We start from the raw sequence: 19,009 nt of genomic DNA, 5'->3' as shown, positions 1-19,009 counted from the left end.
ATCCCTGTTGTAAGGGTTCTTGTTGCCGCAATTTCAGGTCAGGATTTTCTACAAGCTAAGGGTAACTGCGGTTCTGGACCCTATTGTTACCCTGAGGCATAGATAGATCTTGCGCTTCCGTCAGTCTCGCCACTAGAATGTGATCACAAATTTTGGAAGCAATACCCTGTCCGGCAAGGCACGTTAATGGGCTCCGGAGGGTAGGTGATCAATTGCGGGATGACTCATTCGATGCATGCGGGCTCTCGTCCGGTGCTGTGGAGAGCCCCCAGAGCAAAGCCAGGAGCGAAATATGAACAAAAGTGAGCTGCAACAACACGACCGCGAGCACCTGCTGCACCCCTTTACTGACTTCAATGACTTGGGGCAACAGGGCACCCGGGTGATCACCAGTGCTGAAGGCGCTTATATCACCGATATCGATGGTAATCGTCTACTGGATGGCATGTCTGGTTTGTGGTGCTGCAACCTGGGTTATAGCCGTAAGGAAATTAGCGATGCAATCTATGAGCAGCTGAATACCCTGCCGTTCTATAACAGTTTCTTCCAGTGCACTACCGTGCCATCTATCGAGCTGGCAGATGCCCTGGCAGAAGTAACTCCCGCCAGTATGAGCAATGTGTTCTTCACCGGCTCCGGTTCTGAGGCGAATGACACCAATTTGCGCCTGATTCGCCGTTTCTGGGATCTGCAGGACAAGCCCGAGAAGCGCATTGTGATTTCCCGCAAAAATGGTTATCACGGCTCCACCATCGCCGGTGCCAGCCTGGGTGGTATGAGCGGTATGCACAAGCAGTTCCAGCCGCTGGATTACATTGAACACGTACAGCAGCCTTACTGGTTTGCTGAGGGCGGGGAAATGTCCCCAGAGGAGTTCGGTATTCAAGCCGCGCGCAGCCTCGACGAAAAAATCCAGGAGCTGGGCCCTGAGAAAGTGGCCGCCTTTATTGCCGAACCTATCCAGGGTGCAGGTGGTGTGGTCATTCCGCCGGAATCCTACTGGCCAGAAGTGAAGAAAGTATTGGATCAATACGACATTCTGTTGGTGATGGATGAGGTGATATTCGGCTTTGGGCGCACTGGTGAATGGTTTGGTGCAGATTATTACGGCCTCAAGCCGGACCTGATGACTTTCGCCAAAGCGGTGACCAATGGTTATTTCCCTCTCGGCGGTACCATGGTAGGTGATCGCGTTGCTGATGTGATCAAGAGCAAGGGCGGGGAATTTACTCACGGCTACACCTACTCTGCGCACCCCGCGGCCTGTATGGCAGGCCTGGCCACTATTAATATCCTGCGCAATGAGAAGATTATCGAGAATGTGCGCGATGTGACTGGCCCTTACCTTGCCAAACGTTGGGCAGAGTTGGCAGAGCACCCCATCGTTGGTGAGGCGCGCAGCCTGGGTATGGTCGGCGCTTTGGAGCTGGTGAAAGACAAGGCCAGCCGCGCCCGCTTTGATGATGACTGCACTGCCGGTGGCGTATGTCGTGATCTGAGTATCAAGCACGGTTTGGTCATGCGTGCCGTGGGTGATGCCATGGTGATTGCGCCGCCACTGATTATTACCACTGAGCAGGTGGATGAGCTTGTGGAAAAAGCGCATCGCGCGCTTGACGACACCGCTAAAGCTCTAGCGTAAACTCGGGGTCTAGCCCCTTTTTTGGAAGCGGCGCAAGGCTGTCACCCACTATCCGTCAACGGAGAATGCAGGTGACCGCCCTGGGCCGCTTCTGCGGTTTGACAGGATTACCTCAGGCAACTTATGTCACAAGAAAAAGAATTTACTGCCCAACCAGAACTGTTGGAGCAGTCGCGCAAATTCCTGGCAGAACACACGGACCTAAAGTGGATTGAAGGCTTTATGTTCGATATCAATGGTGTCCCCCGTGGCAAATGGCTACCAGCAGAAGCGGCGGAGAAGCTGCTGAAGGGAAGCCTGCAAATGCCTCGTAGCGCTGTCAGCCTGGATATCTGGGGGCGGGATATTGAAGATAGCCCTCTGGTGTTTGCCAGTGGTGACAGTGATGGCGTTTGTCTGCCGGTATCGCCGATCAGTCTGGCGCCCTGGCACCGGGAGGTAACAGCACAGCTGCATATGCAGTTGCACGAGGCGGATGGCTCTTCGCTCTATGCCGATCCACGTGCCCAGCTGCAGCGGGTGGTGGATCGCCTGCAGAAGCTCGGTTATACCGCAGTCTGTGCCACCGAATTGGAATTCTATTTGTTGCGCGATGACGTTGATCACTTGGCGCGCCCGCGCCCAGTCAGCGACAACGATGCCGAACTGGTGCCCTCTACCGATGTATATGATTTGTCTGAGCTGAACGCGCAGCGTCACTTTTTTGCCGATGTGCGTGCCGCTTGTGAAGAGCAGGGTATTCCAGCTGATTCAGTGCTTTCAGAGTGTGCGCCCGGTCAGTTTGAAATTAACCTTTTGCACAGTGCCGATCCTGTCAAGGTGGCGGATCAAACTCTGTTATTTAAGCGCCTTCTGAAAGGCGTGGCGCGCAGCCACGGCTTCCGTGTAAGCACTATGGCTAAACCCTTTGGGGATCAGGCTGGCAACGGTATGCACGTGCATATGAGTTTGATTGATAGCCATGGTAAAAATGTTTTTGATGATGGCAGTGAAGAGGGCTCCGAGCTGCTGCGTCAGGCAGCGGCAGGTATGTTGGCAACCGCCAATGATGCGATGGCTTTCTTTGCGCCACACAGCAATTCCTACCGCCGCTTCCAAGAGAGTTCTCACGCGCCGCTGAATTTGTGCTGGGGCTACGACAACCGCACCACCACTTTGCGAGTACCAGCCAGTAATCCCGAGGCTCGTCGTATCGAACACCGCATTGCCGGTGCCGATGTGAATCCCTACTTGGTCTTGGCGGGTATTTTGGCCGGTGTTTGCCACGGAATTGAGAACCAGTTACAGGCTCCCGATCCAGTTGAAGGCGATGCCTATCAGGTGCAAAGCGAGCAACTGATTAATACCTGGAGTGGGGCACTGAAGCGCTTTGATAAGAGTGCGTTGTGGAGAGAATATCTCGATCCTCGGTTTGTCGAACTTTTCCTTATGCTGAAGCGTCAGGAGATGGCGGAGATTGGCGCTCGAGTTACCGATGTGGAATACCAAAGTTATTTGCATCGGGTTTAATCACGGTTTCTCGTGTACCGGCGGCATAAATACTGAACGGCTTTTACGACAGGAATGCCGGCAGGAATACAGGAGAGATCGATACTCTGCTATACCTAAATTTAAGTGCGTAACGTACTTGAAACTCTCCTCCTGAAAGTGTGTTCGAGAAACCTGGCCCGCCTTTTGGCGGGCATTTTTTTGCCGGTCAAAAATAAATACATAGGCTATTTTCTCAGCTCTTTTGCCAAAAAACTCTTGTCACACTTTTCTTTCTATTCATCCTGCCTCTGATGACGGGCTGAGAGTAAACCTGGCGCAGGCAAAAATATTTTTAAATGGGGTATGTGCAGCGCAGAGATCTGGTGTAGTTCATCGGCCGATAATGTATTTGATAGAAGTTCGCCGCGTACTTTATTTGGCTTCAGAAGCCACGCGGAAGGGCAGACTGGCCAAGAGAGTGGATTATTTCTGCCTAGCAGTCATTTCCCCGCCAGTGTATTCTTCCGCTTTATCAGCGTAGAGCCCCGGATTGGTCGATTGCTATAGCCAGGCTTCACAGCAGGGCGCTGCCTTTTTGATTAATGAGTGTGGGTCTCAGAACAAGCAGATGGGGAATCTATGACCGCCTTGGGAAATTGTGCAGACGGTCCAATGGCTAGTGAGACACGGCCACTAAAAATATGTCTACTGGGATATCGCAGTCATCCGCACAGTGGTGGCCAGGGAATTTATCTCCGTTACTTGAGTAAGGCTCTGGTTGATGCCGGCCATTCGGTCGATGTGATATCCGGCCAGCCCTACCCAGAGCTGGATGAGCGGGTGAACTTGATCAAGATGCCCGGACTCAATCTCTATGAAGTAGAAAAACCCAGCCGTGCCCTTAGACCAAAACATCTGCTCTCTTGGGCAGACTTCTTTGAATGGCTGAGTAAACTGACCGGCGGTTTTGCCGAGCCATATACTTTTGGTCGTCGCGTGCGTAAATACTTACGTCAGCATGGTCACCAATACGACATAGTTCACGATAACCAATCGCTTTGCTATGGGCTGTTGGATATCGAGCGCAGCGGCCTCCCAGTTGTTGCCACTATTCACCATCCCATTACCCGCGATCGCCAGCTAGCCCTGGATGCGGCGCCCGACTGGCGCTTTCGTTTGTTGGTGCGACGCTGGCACAACTTCCTGAATATGCAAATCAAGGTTTCGAGGAAGCTGCGCCATATTGTCACGGTATCGCGCCAGTCAGAGCGGGACATCATCGAACAATTTGGGGTGGCGCCGGAGCAAATACACCTGATTTATAACGGTATCGACACAGAGATCTTCAGCCCCGATAACAAGGTGCAACGCCAACCCTTGCGCATTATGACGACCTCTTCGGCGGACCAGCCGCTCAAAGGGCTTGGAGTCTTACTGCAGGCTATGGCCGGATTGCGTGAGCGCTTTCCTGAGCTGGAGCTATTGGTGGTTGGCCGTTTGCGCAAAGGTGGCGCTACCGAAAAGCTGTTGCAGAAGTTGAACCTGCAAGATGCTGTGCAGTTTGTGTCTGGGATTTCCAATGAAGAATTGGTGAACCACTACCGCAGTGCAACAGTAGTGGCCTGCCCATCACTGTATGAAGGGTTTGGTTTGCCTGCGGGTGAAGCGATGGCCTGTGGGGCCCCGGTGGTTTCCAGTGATGGAGGCGCGCTGCCAGAAGTTGTCGGCGACGCCGGCATCGTCGTCCCGGCCGGTGACAGTAATGCGCTGGCGGAGGCCCTTGGTCGTGTTCTGGCGGATAAATCTTTGCAAGCGGATATGGGCGCTCAAGGCAGGGCGCGTATTGAAAATAAGTTCTGTTGGAGTTTGGCGGCATCGAACCTGGTGGCTTACTACCGGGAAATACTTGGCGAGTCTGTCGTGCAACAGCAGAATGAAACGGGCTTAGTCGATACAGATGTTAGCGGTGCGGAGGCTGCTTAATGATTACTGTAGATCCGCAACACTTGAACCTTCGCCTGGGACAAAAAGTTTTGGACCTGGGCTGTGGCGAGGGGCGTCACTCCATTCATTTAATGATCACTGATGAGGTGGATGTATACGGCATCGATCTGTGCCTAGATGATGTGTGTACCGCCAATAAGCGGGCAGAGCCTTTGAATAATTCTGAGCACGCCAAAGGGCGCCTGTTACTTGGGGTTGCCAATGGTTTGCAGCTGCCGTTTGCCGACGCCACATTCGATGTGGTGATCTGCTCCGAGGTATTGGAGCACATTCATGAGTACAAAGCGGTTCTCGCAGAAATTGACCGTGTATTGAAGCCCTCAGGTATCTTTGCCGCTACTGTGCCGGCGTATTTTCCCGAGTGGGTCTGCTGGCAGCTTAGCGATGCGTATCATCAGGTGGAGGGGGGACATATCCGTATTTTCCGTGAGCGGGAGCTGCGTCAGAGTATTGAAGCCCTGGGACATCGCCATTTCGCTCGGCACAAGGCGCACGCACTGCACGCGCCCTATTGGTGGTTGAAATGTCTGTTTTGGGATAAACCAGATAACCGCTTGGTGAAAGCTTACCATCGCTTGTTAGTGTGGGACTTGATGAAGCGCCCCGCACTCACACGTGTGGCTGAAAAGCTGTTGAATCCTCTTTTGGGGAAAAGTGTCGCGCTCTATTTTGTGAAAGCGGAGCAGCGGGCGCCTGAGCCCCTGGGTTTGGCAGGGGAGGTGAACCCATGAGTGAAACGGTATTGCCCCCCAAAAAGAGTACAAGCCTTTTCCCCGTAGGTTTTGTGCGTGATAGCGCAGCCTATATCCTTTCCCAGCAATTACCCGATGGCTCAATCCCCTGGTTTAAAGGGCACTATGCCGATCCTTGGGATCATGTTGAGGCGGCCATGGGATTGGCTATCGCCGGAGAATTTGGTGCCGCGGAGAAAGCCTATCGCTGGTTGGCGGATATTCAATTGCCGGATGGCAGCTGGTGGGCGGCTTACAGAGATGGAGAGATCGATAACGGTGAGCGTCGGGAGACGAATTTTGTCGCCTACGTAGCCACTGGGGTCTGGCACTATTTCCTGATCAGTGGTGACAAAGGTTTTCTACAGCAGTACTGGTCGATGGTTGAGTGCGCTATCGATTTTGTCCTGGGTCTTCAGACCGAACACGGTGAAATTCACTGGGCCGTGGATGCCGGGGGACAGCCCAAAGAGGATGCCCTGATTACCGGCTGTGCCTCAGTTTTTAAAAGCCTTGAGTGCGCGATCAATATTGCCAGTGTGTTGGGGGTGGCTCGACCGGAATGGGTGCGGGGACGCACGGCATTAGGTGAGGCTCTACAGAGTAAACCCGAGCGTTTTGACCGTACCTGGGAGAGCAAGGCGCGTTTTTCCATGGATTGGTTTTACCCTGTGCTCACTGGCGCATTTACAGGCGAAGCTGCGCGTGCTCGGCTACAGCAGCGCTGGGATGAGTTTGTGGTGGCCGGTTTGGGTTGCCGTTGTGTCAATGATGAGCCCTGGGTGACCGTGGCGGAATCCTGCGAGTTGACTATGGCCCTATTGGCCTCGGGGCAGCGGGCACGTGCGGAGATCATTTATCGAGGCCTGCACCGCTGGCAGGACAGCGATGGTGGCTACTGGACAGGGTATGTCTATCGAGACCAGGCGGTTTGGCCCGAGGAGAAAACCACCTGGACCGTGGGTGCGATGTTGCTTGCGGCAGATGCACTCGCCGACCTGACGCCGGCAAGCGGTTTGTTTACCTCGGTATGCCTGCCTTCAGATACGGCGCAGGATGCCCAGGGTGTCGACAGTTTCGACCAGCTCGAATTGAGCGGAAGCTAGAGCGAGCTTGTAAATGTCATAGGGGGCTTGGCCGCCATCGGCGGGGTCGGGGAATATATCGTGAATGGCCAGGTAGCCGCCTGGCACAATATGCCTGGACCAGCTGCGGTAGTCGGTCAGTGCCGCTTCAAGGGAGTGGCCTCCGTCGATAAATACCAGGCCCAGTGGGGTATTCCAGTGGCGCGCGGCCACGGAGGAGGGAGCTACCACGGGCACAACCCAGTCTTCCAGTTCGGCCGCTCTCATATTGGCTCGAAAGGTTCGGAAGCTGTCCATTAGGTTGGCTTTTTGGTCAAACAAATCGGGATCGTGGTATTCCTCACCCGGTTGATGCTCCTCGGAGCCGCGGTGGTGATCCACGGCAAACACGACACTGTCGGTTAGTTTGCAGGCTGAGGCTAAGTAGATTGTGGACTTACCGCAGTAGCTGCCTACTTCGAGGCAGGGGCCGAGGCTGCTGGTCTCAGCGGCAAGATGATAGAGCGCTTCGCCCTCGTGGGCAGCGAGGAACCCCTTGATGGCTCGGATATCGATGGGCAAATGAATGGACATATTTTACTGCTTGCTATTTTACTTGGCCCAAACACTAAACCGGCGCTTGCACAAAAGCAATTGCGATTTTTTGTGGGCAGTTTGCCCCATCAAGTAGATATTTAATTATGCGCAAGGATCATAGGCCTTATTGGTTAAAGCGCCTGCAGTTGCGTTGGCGCAATTGGCGCACGCACTATTTTTTACTTCCTCAATTTGATGCGGTAGGTGTTGACCCTGAGGTGATGGACCCTTCTTCAGTACATGTTTTTGGAGGGAATGTTCGCCTGGGTAATTATCCCCATTTAATTTCTAATGCGGAAAAGTGCATTCGCTTTACTACCTTTGGGCACAAGGGGCGCGAGGCTTTTATTACCATTGGGAACTATGTGCTGATTTCTCCCGGAGTGCGGATATCGGCTGCGCAGTCCATAGAAATTGGCGATGCCTGTATGATCGCCGCTAATGTTTATATTTCTGATTCCGATTGGCATGGCCTCTATAATCGTACCAGGCCTTTTCGTTGCACTGCGCCGGTGCGTCTTGGGAATAATGTTTGGATTGGCGATAGTGCGACTATTTGTAAAGGCGTAAGCATTGGTGATAATTCCGTTGTCGGCGCGGGTAGTGTGGTCACCAAGGATGTGCCAGCCAATACAGTGGTAGCAGGGAATCCAGCCAAGCCGATAAAAACCATTAACCCCAAACGGAGAATGATTACCCGCGAGGCGCTTTTTGCCGATGCTTTCCGCCAGGCTCACAATATGGATGAGCTGGATAAATATATGCTGCAAGGTAATAGCCTATTTGGCTGGCTGCGCGCTGTATTTTTCCCTCGCCGCGGCGATTAACGTTGATCACTGCTTCGCTCTGATTTTTGCGAACAGGTAAAAAGATGAAAAAAAGAAAAAGTATTGTTCTGATTGGCATGCCGGGTGCAGGTAAAAGTACTTTGGGTGTGTTGCTGGCCAAAGAGCTGGCCCTGGATTTTGTTGATACAGATGTTTTGATTCAGGCGCGGGAGGGGAAAACACTACAGGAAATTATGGCGGAGAGTGACTACCTCAATTTACGGGCTATAGAGGGGGAGGTCATAGCCGCAGCGCAGCTGCCCAAGCATGTGGTTTCCACTGGGGGGAGCGCGGTCTACAGTGCTGAAGGAATGGCTAATCTGCGTGCGCAGGGCACTGTCGTGTTTTTGGAATGTTCCGCAGATGAACTTCGCCAGAGAATCCACAATTATGAAAGTCGTGGGATAGCCAAAGCACCGGAGCAAAGTTTTGAAAGTTTATTTGAGGAGCGCCAGATCCTCTACCGCAAATATGCGGATATTACTTTGCGCTGTGATGGTTTGAATCTGCAACAGGCTTTGGATCAATTAATGCAAAAGCTGCGGGCGTTGGCTTGATAGGTTTTTTGAGCCCCACAAACTTTGGGGCTCATTCATGAGGCTCTGGTATTGCCTCAGCCTCTTATTCTGCTAGAGCGGCAACTGAGTGGTATATTTCACTTGTTTAAGGGCGAAGGTGGAATTCACCGAGGCTACATTGGGCAGGTGCACCAGTGAGCGTTTTAACAGTTGCTCGTAATGTTCAACACTGTCCACTACTACACGCAGAACATAGTCCTTGTCGCCACTGGTTGAATAGCATTCGACCACTTCCTGAACATCCTGTACCGCAGTCTCGAAATTATTCAGGGACTCTTCATCGTGGTTGTGGATGGTCACGTAACAATATACTGTGACTCCCAGGTCCAATTTACGCGGGTCCAGCAGGGTGACTCGGCCGCGAATAATACCCTCCGCCTCCAGCCTTTTGATACGGCGCCAGCAGGGGGTGTGGGAAAGACCGACTTTGTCTCCGAGCTCCGCCATGGAATAATCGGCGTTCTCCTGCAGCGCTCGCAGAATCTTGCGGTCGAAATCATCCAGGTCTGTCGAACGCTTCATAAAGACTCCTATCCTATAAAAAATTGCTCGATCGAGATTTTCATCACAAATTTACGCACATTTACGTAAATAAAGCAATGCTCTGTTGCGCTTAACGCACTAGTATGACCTGACCAATCCGTTTCAGCCTGAGCGCTTTTTGTGATTACCCGCCAGAGAGTTTTGCAGGGTGCCGAAAAATTGATCAGCTAACTACCGAGACGGAGCAATTCGGAAGAATAATGACTTATAGCTCGAACTGGGTTTCGAGAAGAATAAATGACCGGAAACTAGGTGTATGACTGAAAAAGTAGCCAGTCCCCAGCGCGCGGTGGACTCCCAGGGGAAAAAACAAATCTCACTGGATGATCGCTTTACCACCCTCAAAGGCCGTGTGCTTCTTTCGGGGATCCAGGCGCTGGTGCGTCTGCCCATTGACCAGATGCGGATGGACCAAGCTCGCGGTTTAAATACCGCAACTTTTATCTCCGGTTACCGCGGCTCTCCCCTCGGTGGGTATGACTTGCAGCTCTCAAGGGCCAAAAAGTTACTGGATCAGCACAATATTCGATTCCAGCCCGGCGTGAATGAGGAGCTGGCCGCGACTGCCGTGTGGGGCTCCCAGCAGGTTGGCCTATTCGATGGCGCTCAAGTCGATGGCGTTTGTGGTATCTGGTATGGCAAGACTCCGGGCGTGGATCGCTCATGTGATGCCTTCCGTCACGCCAATGCTGCGGGTTCCTCGCCAAAGGGTGGTGCTCTTATTGTCGCTGGGGATGATCACGGCTGTAAGTCCTCTTCCTACCCGGGGCAGTCGGAATTTGCTTTCGTGGATATGCATCTTCCAGTCTTGAATCCTGCAACTGTGCAGGAGGTCTTGGATTACGGCCACTATGGCCTGGAGTTGTCCCGTTTCAGTGGCTGCTGGGTGGCAATGATCACTCTGGCAGAGAATATGGATAGTTCTGCTACCGTGGAAGTCGATCCCCAGCGGGTGCAGTTCAATTATCCTGAGATCGAGCGCCCCGCAGGTGGCCTGAATATCCGCAAGCAGGATAACCCCCTCGAACAGGAAGAGCGTCTGTGGCGCTATAAGCGCCCGGCGGCTCTGGCATTTGCTCGGGCGAACAAGCTGAATAAGGTAGTGCTGGAAAACTCCAATGCCACTCTTGGTATCGTCACTACCGGTAAGGCTCACCTGGACTTGATGCAGGCCTTCGAGGACATGGGGATTAATGAGGAAAAAGCCCGGCAATTGGGCATTCGTATCCTCAAAGTGGGGATGACCTACCCCCTCGATGTACCTGGAATTCAGGAGTTTGCCCGCGGCTTAGATACTCTACTGGTGCTGGAGGAGAAGCGTAGTCTGATGGAGGTGCAGCTGAAAGAGGAGCTGTACAACGTCCACCTCAAAGACCCCAATTTCCCGCGTATTCTCGGGAAAGTAGATGAACACGATCAACCGCTGATGCCCGCCTATGGTGAGCTATCTCCGGCCATTATTTCCCAGGTGCTTGGTCTGATTTTGGATCAGGATAAGCTGGGTGAGCGCGGGCGACATCGCTTGATGCGCCTTAATGCCCTGGCCCAGCGCATCGCGCAACAAGCGGGTTCCAATGTTTCTCGCCTACCCATGTTTTGTGCCGGCTGCCCGCACAATCGTTCCACCAAAGTGCCTGAGGGCAGTCGCGCCCTTGCCGGAATCGGCTGCCACTATATGGCCCAGTGGCTGGACCGCGAGACGTTCACCTTTACCCAGATGGGCGCCGAAGGGGTCAACTGGGTGGGACAGGCGCCTTTCACCGATGAAAAGCATGTATTTGTGAACCTGGGGGATGGTACTTATTTCCACTCGGGGGTCCTCGCAATTCGCGCTTCTGTCGCCGCTAAGGTAAATATCACCTACAAAATCCTGTTCAACGATGCCGTCGCCATGACAGGTGGCCAGCCCCATGATGGAGAGTTGGCGCCGGATATGATTTGCCGCCAAGTGCTGGCCGAGGGTGTGCAGAAGGTTGTTCTGGTGATGGATAACCCAGACAAATATCAGGGCGCCCTGAGTTTCCCTTCCGAGGTAGAGATTCGCCATCGGGATTATATGCCGGCGGTCATGGAGGAGTTGCGTGAGGTGGAAGGGTGTACGGTCATTATTTACGACCAGACCTGTGCTACTGAATTGCGCCGTAAGCGCAAGCGCGGCTTACTACCTCAAGCTGAGGGGCGCCCCTTTATTAATGAGTTGGTGTGTGAAGGCTGTGGCGACTGTGTGCAGCAATCCAGCTGTATTGCCGTGGAAAAGGTTTCTACAGCTTTGGGGGACAAGCGCCGTGTTAACCAGACCGGTTGTAATCAGGATCTCTCCTGTATCAATGGCTTCTGTCCCTCGTTTGTGACGGTAAAAGGTGGGCGCTTGGCCAAAGGTGCGGGCGTTGGCGATATCTTGCGCACAGAAGCAGAAAAGCTGCCTGCACCACAACTGCCGGGTCTGGATGAACCCTTTAACTTCCTGGTGACAGGAGTGGGTGGTACCGGGGTGGTGACTATTGGTGCTCTGTTGGCAATGGCGGCCCATATAGAAGGCAAAGCCTGCAGTACCCTGGATCAGACCGGTCTCGCGCAAAAAGGCGGCGCGGTGTATTCCCATATTCGTTTTGCAGCTTACCCAGAAGCATTGCAAGCAGTGAGAATCTCCGATGGTCGCGCCGATGCATTGATGGCCTGTGATTTGATCGCTGCGGGAAATCTCGCCGCCTGTTTGGCCAAACTGGATGAAACCCATAGTCGTGCGGTGGTGAATACCCACCTGAGCCCCACCGCTGCCACCGTTTTGGGGCGTGAGGATGCTCACTCTCCACAAGCCGTTCTCGATACCCTAAGTAACGCGGTTAACGCGCTGGATTCTGTTGAGGCCCACCGTCTGACCAAATCTGCACTTGGAGATACTCTGGCGGCCAATATATTTATGTTGGGCTTTGCTTGGCAAAAAGGCCTATTGCCACTTTCCCAGGCGTCGTTGTTGCAGGCAATTGAGCTGAATGGCGTGGCAGTGGAGGGCAATCTGCAGGGCTTTGCTGCCGGGCGTCTTGCTGCCGCAGACCGCAAAGCTCTAAACCGGTTGCTTGCTCACGATCGAGCGCCTGTACAGCTACCCAAAGGTCTGGATGAAATTGTTGCCCACCGGGTTGAGCATCTGACTGGCTATCAAAATGTAGAGTTGGCTAAGCGCTACCAAGTTTTGGTGGATAAAGTTAAAGCGGCGGAAACCCTTAAGGTACCCGGGCGCCAAGCGGTCGCCGAGGTGGTGGCGCAAAATTATGCCAAGCTACTTGCTTACAAGGATGAGTATGAGGTTGCGCGCCTCTACACTGATGGGCGCTTTACTCAATCCTTGCAGGAGAATTTTAACGGAGACTTTGTCCTCGAATTCAACTTGGCGCCGCCATTACTGGCCCGTTTCGACAAAGTGTTGGGGCGTCCTCGCAAAATGAAGTTTGGTGGTTGGATGCACAAAGCATTCGGAGCCTTGGCCAAATTAAAGTTCTTGCGCGGTACTGCTCTGGATATTTTCGGCTATACCGCTGAGCGACGTATGGAGCGGTCTTTAATCACTGAGTATGAGCAATTGGTTGAGAAAGTGGTGGGGCAGTTGAACGAACAAAACCACCAGGCGGCTATTGAATTGCTCAGTTATCCTGAGGTTATTAAAGGTTACGGGCACATCAAAGAGGCTAATGTATTGGAGGCGCAACGCCAGAGAGAGCAGGCGCTAAGTCGTTTTGAGAATCCTGTTGGTAAAACCGGCCAAGCTAGAGAGGTTGAAATTTTCGACCCCACTAAAGCTCAGCAAGTGGGTTAACGCTCCGCTCCTAATAAAGCCCCGGTGGGTTTTCACCGGGGTTGTTCTGCTTACCAGAATCCCTGCATGCGAATAGCAAGCTGCTTGGTTTGATCGCCGGTAAATTTATCATCCCCGAGAGTCACGTTTAGCATCAGGCGCACTTTGGGATTAAAATAATAATTAAACCCAAAAACAAAATTGCTCACCTTCATGCCGGGAATATCCCGGTTTTCGATGGTATCGTAGCGTGCGGTAATCTCGAAGGCGCTCTCTGGTGGAGTAGGTTTGATAGATCTGAAAACTCCACTTTTCTCATCATAGGGTTTGTGCTGACCAGTGATCGCCCAACTTCCCACGATATACCAAGTGCGTACATCTTGGTCTCCGATAAAACAACCGGTATATGGGTCACAAAAAAAACGAGGCGGCGCACCAAAGAACTCGAAAAATGTAAATTCGGACAAATAGAAATCTCCGGAAAAACTCCCAAAAGCGTATTCAGACTGGGCGTAGAAAGGCCCATAGGCGCCAGCGAGTTCTAATCCCAGAATCCACACATCTCCACCGGGGTCACCCTGATAAAATTCATCATCGCCAAAATCGCCGAAGAAAAATTCACCACCACCGGGGCTCAGTGCAACCAGTTGCTCTGGGCCGCGACGCCCTGCGTATTCGACTAGCGCCTCGCGCGGTGGCGTGTCTTCATTGGCGTCTTCATAGCTGAATGAAGCGCCCAGATGTACAGTACTGTCGAAGTTACTGATTGGGGCCCAGGTAAATCGGGTGGCGGCACCAATACCCTCGTTGCGTGGATCACCGGGGTTGCGCAGATTAAAAAGGGTGACCCCATAGGTATGACAGCACCAATGGGTATGCCAGCCAATTCCCTGTTGCCTGCCGCGGTTGTCGTAAATACCAGCGGATGAGGCAAAGGATCTCTCCATCATGGTGATTTGATTGGAGGAAGTGAGTTGGTTCATCGAGCGGCTGGGTTTAAAATTTCCTATGCGGAGGCTTCCATCAAAGACTTTAGTGCCCAGGTATACAGTCCTTAATCCTCCAGTTCCAGAGGAGGCAAAGTCTCTTTCCAGTTCGTATTCCCATTTCCACAATTTTCCCCGCATTTTTAGTCGTACTCGACGAAAATCTGTAGTGTTTACGGGTTCTTCAAGTTCTGTATCAAACAAGATGGTGTCATAGTAGTTTTTATCTTTGTCAAAAAAATATGTGTCAAAGTGAATGCGGCCGCCGAGTTCTGCAGAAAAATTTTCATCCTTGGACGTAATTTTTAGTCCCCCTTCAGTTTTGGCCTTATCAGCAGTGGCGAAGGGAGATAAAAGTACACAGGTTAGGGCGAAATACAGGGCGTAGTATTTCATGCAGTGTCCTTAGAGGCGGCTGTATCTTTAGCTGCGTATTGTTGCAGTTTAGCAAGTAGGTTTGATGATTTTTCGGTTTTCTGGGGTAGGGTTTACTTATAAAGAGAAGGTCTTGGGGTATGGCCGAGTCAGGGATGGGTGTTATTAAGTAAGCCCGTGAAACACCTGCAGCTGTGTATACTTCTACAAGTGTTTCTTGGGTGGAAATGAAGCTGGTTGTAGCTCAATTGTTTTCCTGATAAGTGAAAGTTTAGATACGCTCCAGCTTATAGCCTTTTTGCTTCATCAGCTCAGCAATGCTGCCTTGGCCGACTAAATGGCCGGCGCCGACAACCACAAAGAGTTTGCGATACTTCGGCGCTTTTAAGATTATTTTGTTCGCCATTTTCTCGTTGCGCTGAAAAAACAATTTTTCATAAAGCGGCTGATACTCGGGACTTTCTTCAAGGCCATCGAGAATAATCAGGTGATTGAGAGCTTTGTCGTCTCCGGCTTTCCATGCACTGGTGAGCTTTGGCAAAAAGGTAGAGATATCTTCCAGCTGCTCAAGCGTCTGCTGGAGTAAAAGGGCGGGATTATCCAGGCCATTTAATAGCTGGAATTGCTGCAGGATCCCCTCCAGCTCCAATACCGGTTTGCCGTCCTTTTTAGCCTTACTTAGGAAGTGGCGATCGATACCCAGTTCCGGGTTGAGACCCTGGGCCTGCATTTCGATCATACTCATGGAAATCATGGCGATGGCTGGGCGCTGGCGAATAAACATAGCCTCCGGCATGTTGCGTTTGTGCATCCAGGCTTGTAATTTCTTGTACAAATCTGCGGGGAGGTCATCACGCAGGCTGCGTTCTCCCTGATAAACAGACTCCATCATAATTTTCTGCTGTATCAACATATCGCTTTCGGCGGCGAGGATATCAGCTTCAACAGCAACGGCATCACTTTGGGCATAGGCACGCTCTATCTGGGAGCGCATTGGGTAATAGTCTTCTGTGGCCAGGTGGATAGATCCCAGCAGGTAGACAGTTTTATCCTCCTTGGTGGCTTTCCAGAAAATACCTTGATCTGTTTCGGCTGCAGAGGCTGTGCCAACAAATAATATAAGAACAAGAGCGATTGACCGTGTGAAGTAGCGTTGGAACATTACTTTTCCCTGAATGTGTTGAGGCGAATTATGTTAGCACTCGAGAAGCCCGTCTGATACCAAGTGACTGCGCAGGTAAATTGGCCGTGCTAGAGGGGTTTGTTGCAAATCTGTGTGGAATCTACTGGGAAATTACTTCTGTGAGGGTCAAAATACTCTCTTTGTTCCACTTTTGCGGTAGATGTTTTGAGAATTGTACAAATCTGGCCTGAATTGGAGCCTGGAGATAGAGGCAAGGCTGCGCTGGATTTCATTCAGGAGTTGGCTCGGCAGGACGCAAAACCAATTGTGATCTCAGCCGGGGGGGCCTTGGTGGCGCGCCTCGAACTGCATGATGTCCAACATATCCGATTGCCTTTGAACAAGAAGCCTTTTTGGGCTATGGCTCTTGTGCGCCGCTTACGCAGTGTCCTACAGAATTTAAATGCCGATGTGATCCATGTCCATGGGCGTTTAACCGCCCAGATGGTCTGGAGAGCTTGGGATGGTATGGATGTCAATACACGCCCCAGTTTGGTCACTCATGTCGATGGTTATTATTCGCCCAGTCGAAGGGATGTAGGGTTGGTTTCCGGGCCATGTGTGATCGCATCATCCGATGGAATTGCCAGCCACCTGAAAGCGCATCTTGGGGAAAAATTGGTTAATCCTACCCATATCGTGCACTGGGGCATTAGTTCTCGGGAGTTCGATCGCAGTAAACCTGTATCAGGCCAATGGCATCTGCGTTTCCTGAACAGCTATCCGCAACTGGAGGGAAAAAATTGGTGGCTGTATTCGGGCCCCTTGTCTGAAAAGGGTGAGCTGAAGGTGTTTTTGCACGCTCTGGCGCGGGCCGTAACTAGCCGGGAGGATTTATTGGGGTTGGTGGTAGGGGCATCAAAGGGTGGTGATTTACACCATATCCGCAAGTTGGAGCAACTGGCTCAAGAGTTGGGGCTGGAAGGGAAAGTACTTTTTCTGGGAGAGAGAAAGGATTTACGGGAGCTCTATGCCTCCTCGCAATTGACTTTCAGTTTGGCCAGCCCTGGTGAGCCTAGCGGCCAAAGTGCTATGCAGGCTTTGGCGATGGGGTGCTCTGTGGTTGCCTATAAAGATACTTGTGCTGGAGAGGTGTTGGAGGGCTGCTTCCCCAGGGGAGTCGTTGAGCGGGGAGATTCACAAGCTTTATGTGATGTGGGGCTGGCTTTAATGGAGCGGCGGGATAAAGTGGAGTTAAATGATTTTTTTCATGAAGAAATCGTTAAAAAAACCATAAATATCTATCGGGATTTAGTTGGCTCTTCCAGCTAGGCAGAGGCTGATTAAAAATTAAAGTGCCCATTAAATGAGGCAAAATCGAAACCGGGATTGGGGATATTCGTATAGGCATTGGAAAAGTGGCTATAGCGCAGCGATAGTGTATGGCCGCTACTGAAGCGATAGCCCAGAGCAAAATGTAAGGCAAAATTTACCTTGGTGCTGAGTCGAATATCGCCAAATTCCTGCTGGCTTAAATAAGAAGCCCCGACACCCGCCTCACCAAAGCTACCGAGGGGTTCACTGCGCGGATACCAACGCAGCACCGGTTTGATTTCTAGAATATTTTGCTGTTGGGTTTTATTGAGGTGTTCCAGGCGGATATAGGAATAACTGCCTTGTCCCCACCACTGCCAGGAATTATTGGCATTGTTGAAAGAGGTGAACAGGTAGGAATAGTTGATACCGCCTACTTTGGCGGCTGAAATCGAGCCTCTCTGCATTAGGACATTTCCTAGCCCTTTTCCTGCGCTGATAATAATTTCCTGCTCGGCGATAGTGGCAGGGGCTCCGGGGAGAATCCAGGCGAGCAAAAGTGTACAGCCCAATGCTGTGTTGCCGCTTACACCATTTTTGGAATATTTACGCATGAGTTGTGAGGATCATAGTTGCAAGAGCTGTAACTAAGACTAGTGGGAAAGTGATTGAAGGCAAGCACGCTACCTATCGACCGCCACCGGCTTCCTCAAGTTTGGCTGGGGCTGAGATCAGCCCCAGGCCGCGGAGTTTTTGGACGGTTATCGCCACTGACGTTTCAGTTGACGAATGGCATCGGAGTGCAGTTGGCGGGCGCGCTCCTGACTGAGCCCAAGCTGTTCGCCGATAACTCTGAAAGAGCAATCCTTGTCTGAAATCAGTCCATAGCGCAGGTTCAATACCGTCCTTTGCCTAGCTGGCAGGCGGTCGACAGCTTCGCGTAGTCGCTCTGCCAGCTCTTGGTTGGTGACCAATTCATCGGTATTGTAAAGTTCGTCGGCGGGAGCGTAATCCAAGCGGGTACTGCTCTGGTCGTCTGCGACAGGGTCGTCCAGTGAGCCTGTTGGGCCGGGTAGCTTGAGCAAGCTTTGAATTCGCTCCAGGTCAAGCCCCGTGTGCCTGGCCAGATTTTCATCGGATGCGGGCTGGCCTAATGCGCGTACCTCGCCGATGGCACGGTAAATTGTGCGTAAGTCATCCTGCACATTGGCTGGCTGGCGAACCAAATCTTCATTGCGCCGCATAGCCAGTTGTATTTCCTGCTGAATCCACCAGTAGGCGTAGGTTGAAAATCGGTAGCCCATTTGCGGCTTGAAGCGCTCTATGGCCTTCATTAAGCCGACGTTCCCCTCCTGAATCAGATCAATAAAAGGGACCGAGGGATTGCGAAAGCGCTTGGCAATAGCGATTACCAGGCGTAAATTGCACTGAATCAGCTTTTTTCTTTGTTCCTGAAAGCGTCTCAGAAGCCCACCGAGTTTGCTTCTTTCCCGTCGGGTGAGTTCTTCGAGTGACAGTAACATCTCTGTGCGGGCAATAATCAGGCCGTGGTCATAGGCACCGGTACTGCCCCGCTGCTCCACGCCTTCACTACGCAATTGCACAAGCTCGGTCCCGCACTGCTGTAATTTCTCAATCAGGGTATCTTCGAGATCCCGTAGTAGGCAGGTGGTGCTGTGTTCCTCCTCGGGGGTAAGCAGCTCAAGTCTGTACAGGTGCTTGAGGTAGCTTTGCATTGGGGTGCTGCCACTTTCGCTGAGCGATTCCCCAACTGAATGGATCTCTTCGATATCGGGTTCGGCATCTTCTGCCTGACCGCGATTTTCCGCATTGGAGCAGGAATCGGAGAGGGCGTTGTCTGTATCCTTCAGCCAGTCTTCATCCCTTGAGTAAAAGTTTTCTCGGGACAAGTGCTTAAACCTTCTGTTGACTGCGTGAACGATATACTTTGTTCAGGCGCTC

The 19,009-nt window shown here is 52.1% G+C and carries 15 protein-coding genes; 9 read left to right on the top strand and 6 right to left on the bottom strand.

What is annotated here, in order from left to right; translation table 11 throughout:
• The first annotated feature begins 235 nt into the window (after window positions 1-235).
• From ACJJH9_RS12845 to ACJJH9_RS12825, 5 genes are all read left to right on the top strand, one after another.
• A complete protein-coding gene (locus ACJJH9_RS12845) occupies window positions 236-1,642 on the top strand; it encodes an aspartate aminotransferase family protein (RefSeq protein WP_444923012.1) in 1,407 nt (468 codons plus the stop codon).
• 123 nt (window positions 1,643-1,765) lie between these two features.
• Window positions 1,766-3,151 carry a glutamine synthetase family protein gene (locus ACJJH9_RS12840; protein ID WP_252082416.1) on the top strand — a complete coding sequence of 462 codons (1,386 nt, stop codon included), beginning with the start codon at window positions 1,766-1,768 and terminating at the stop codon, window positions 3,149-3,151.
• Window positions 3,152-3,751: 600 nt separating this feature from the next.
• Window positions 3,752-5,095: a glycosyltransferase family 4 protein gene (locus ACJJH9_RS12835; protein ID WP_444884277.1), complete on the top strand. Its 1,344-nt coding sequence runs from the start codon at window positions 3,752-3,754 to the stop codon at window positions 5,093-5,095.
• On the top strand, window positions 5,095-5,847 hold the full coding sequence (locus ACJJH9_RS12830) for a class I SAM-dependent methyltransferase (RefSeq protein WP_444923011.1): 753 nt from the start codon (window positions 5,095-5,097) through the stop codon (window positions 5,845-5,847). The genes ACJJH9_RS12835 and ACJJH9_RS12830 overlap by 1 nt, the downstream gene beginning before the upstream one ends.
• Complete coding sequence (locus tag ACJJH9_RS12825) at window positions 5,844-6,953, top strand: prenyltransferase/squalene oxidase repeat-containing protein (protein ID WP_444923010.1); 1,110 nt, start codon at window positions 5,844-5,846, stop codon at window positions 6,951-6,953. The genes ACJJH9_RS12830 and ACJJH9_RS12825 overlap by 4 nt, the downstream gene beginning before the upstream one ends.
• Here the strand turns inward: ACJJH9_RS12825 and ACJJH9_RS12820 are convergent.
• Entirely contained in the window at window positions 6,888-7,505 is a 618-nt protein-coding gene (locus ACJJH9_RS12820; protein ID WP_252082408.1) for a class I SAM-dependent methyltransferase, read from the bottom strand. The two genes, ACJJH9_RS12825 and ACJJH9_RS12820, sit on opposite strands and share 66 nt — an antisense overlap.
• A gap of 107 nt (window positions 7,506-7,612) precedes the next feature.
• On the opposite strand from ACJJH9_RS12820, the gene ACJJH9_RS12815 reads away from it, so the two are divergent.
• Together ACJJH9_RS12815 and ACJJH9_RS12810 are read left to right on the top strand one after the other, a co-directional pair.
• Window positions 7,613-8,335 (top strand): acyltransferase, encoded by a 723-nt coding sequence (locus tag ACJJH9_RS12815; RefSeq protein WP_444884281.1) that lies wholly within the window; start codon window positions 7,613-7,615, stop codon window positions 8,333-8,335.
• Between the two features lie 44 nt (window positions 8,336-8,379).
• Complete coding sequence (locus ACJJH9_RS12810; protein ID WP_444923009.1) at window positions 8,380-8,892, top strand: shikimate kinase; 513 nt, start codon at window positions 8,380-8,382, stop codon at window positions 8,890-8,892.
• Between the two features lie 72 nt (window positions 8,893-8,964).
• Here ACJJH9_RS12810 and ACJJH9_RS12805 read toward each other — a convergent pair whose 3' ends face one another.
• A complete protein-coding gene (locus ACJJH9_RS12805; RefSeq protein WP_152452743.1) occupies window positions 8,965-9,435 on the bottom strand; it encodes an Lrp/AsnC family transcriptional regulator in 471 nt (156 codons plus the stop codon).
• A gap of 277 nt (window positions 9,436-9,712) precedes the next feature.
• On the opposite strand from ACJJH9_RS12805, the gene ACJJH9_RS12800 reads away from it, so the two are divergent.
• Complete coding sequence (locus tag ACJJH9_RS12800) at window positions 9,713-13,270, top strand: indolepyruvate ferredoxin oxidoreductase family protein (protein ID WP_444923008.1); 3,558 nt, start codon at window positions 9,713-9,715, stop codon at window positions 13,268-13,270.
• A 50-nt stretch (window positions 13,271-13,320) separates the two neighbouring features.
• On the opposite strand, the gene ACJJH9_RS12795 is transcribed toward ACJJH9_RS12800, so the two are convergent.
• Both ACJJH9_RS12795 and ACJJH9_RS12790 read right to left on the bottom strand, forming a co-directional pair.
• Window positions 13,321-14,631 carry an OprO/OprP family phosphate-selective porin gene (locus tag ACJJH9_RS12795; RefSeq protein ID WP_444923007.1) on the bottom strand — a complete coding sequence of 437 codons (1,311 nt, stop codon included), beginning with the start codon at window positions 14,629-14,631 and terminating at the stop codon, window positions 13,321-13,323.
• A gap of 250 nt (window positions 14,632-14,881) precedes the next feature.
• Window positions 14,882-15,772, bottom strand: coding sequence for a TraB/GumN family protein (locus tag ACJJH9_RS12790; RefSeq protein WP_444923006.1), 891 nt, complete (start codon window positions 15,770-15,772; stop codon window positions 14,882-14,884).
• A 186-nt stretch (window positions 15,773-15,958) separates the two neighbouring features.
• Between ACJJH9_RS12790 and ACJJH9_RS12785 the strand changes: the two genes are divergently transcribed.
• Window positions 15,959-17,065 carry a glycosyltransferase gene (locus ACJJH9_RS12785; protein WP_444923005.1) on the top strand — a complete coding sequence of 369 codons (1,107 nt, stop codon included), beginning with the start codon at window positions 15,959-15,961 and terminating at the stop codon, window positions 17,063-17,065.
• Window positions 17,066-17,076: 11 nt separating this feature from the next.
• Here the strand turns inward: ACJJH9_RS12785 and ACJJH9_RS12780 are convergent, their stop codons facing one another.
• Both ACJJH9_RS12780 and ACJJH9_RS12775 read right to left on the bottom strand, forming a co-directional pair.
• Window positions 17,077-17,661 carry an acyloxyacyl hydrolase gene (locus ACJJH9_RS12780; protein ID WP_444923004.1) on the bottom strand — a complete coding sequence of 195 codons (585 nt, stop codon included), beginning with the start codon at window positions 17,659-17,661 and terminating at the stop codon, window positions 17,077-17,079.
• 147 nt (window positions 17,662-17,808) lie between these two features.
• Complete coding sequence (locus tag ACJJH9_RS12775; RefSeq protein WP_252082396.1) at window positions 17,809-18,957, bottom strand: sigma-70 family RNA polymerase sigma factor; 1,149 nt, start codon at window positions 18,955-18,957, stop codon at window positions 17,809-17,811.
• Between the last annotated feature and the right edge of the window lie 52 nt (window positions 18,958-19,009).

It is taken from the genome of Microbulbifer mixtoriginis (SeqCode), assembly GCF_052466715.1.
Note: the sequence above shows the minus strand (reverse complement) of the source record. Positions and strands in the feature narration are given on the sequence as shown.

Coding starts and splice junctions, on each gene's coding strand:
- ACJJH9_RS12810 (WP_444923009.1), top strand. CDS start 8,380: ATGAAAAAAAGAAAAAGTATTGTTCTGATTGGCATGCCGGGTGCAGGT.
- ACJJH9_RS12825 (WP_444923010.1), top strand. CDS start 5,844: ATGAGTGAAACGGTATTGCCCCCCAAAAAGAGTACAAGCCTTTTCCCC.
- ACJJH9_RS12800 (WP_444923008.1), top strand. CDS start 9,713: ATGACTGAAAAAGTAGCCAGTCCCCAGCGCGCGGTGGACTCCCAGGGG.
- ACJJH9_RS12820 (WP_252082408.1), bottom strand. CDS start 7,505: ATGTCCATTCATTTGCCCATCGATATCCGAGCCATCAAGGGGTTCCTC.
- ACJJH9_RS12805 (WP_152452743.1), bottom strand. CDS start 9,435: ATGAAGCGTTCGACAGACCTGGATGATTTCGACCGCAAGATTCTGCGA.
- ACJJH9_RS12830 (WP_444923011.1), top strand. CDS start 5,095: ATGATTACTGTAGATCCGCAACACTTGAACCTTCGCCTGGGACAAAAA.
- ACJJH9_RS12840 (WP_252082416.1), top strand. CDS start 1,766: ATGTCACAAGAAAAAGAATTTACTGCCCAACCAGAACTGTTGGAGCAG.
- ACJJH9_RS12780 (WP_444923004.1), bottom strand. CDS start 17,661: ATGCGTAAATATTCCAAAAATGGTGTAAGCGGCAACACAGCATTGGGC.
- ACJJH9_RS12835 (WP_444884277.1), top strand. CDS start 3,752: ATGACCGCCTTGGGAAATTGTGCAGACGGTCCAATGGCTAGTGAGACA.
- ACJJH9_RS12815 (WP_444884281.1), top strand. CDS start 7,613: ATGCGCAAGGATCATAGGCCTTATTGGTTAAAGCGCCTGCAGTTGCGT.
- ACJJH9_RS12845 (WP_444923012.1), top strand. CDS start 236: ATGCGGGCTCTCGTCCGGTGCTGTGGAGAGCCCCCAGAGCAAAGCCAG.
- ACJJH9_RS12795 (WP_444923007.1), bottom strand. CDS start 14,631: ATGAAATACTACGCCCTGTATTTCGCCCTAACCTGTGTACTTTTATCT.
- ACJJH9_RS12790 (WP_444923006.1), bottom strand. CDS start 15,772: ATGTTCCAACGCTACTTCACACGGTCAATCGCTCTTGTTCTTATATTA.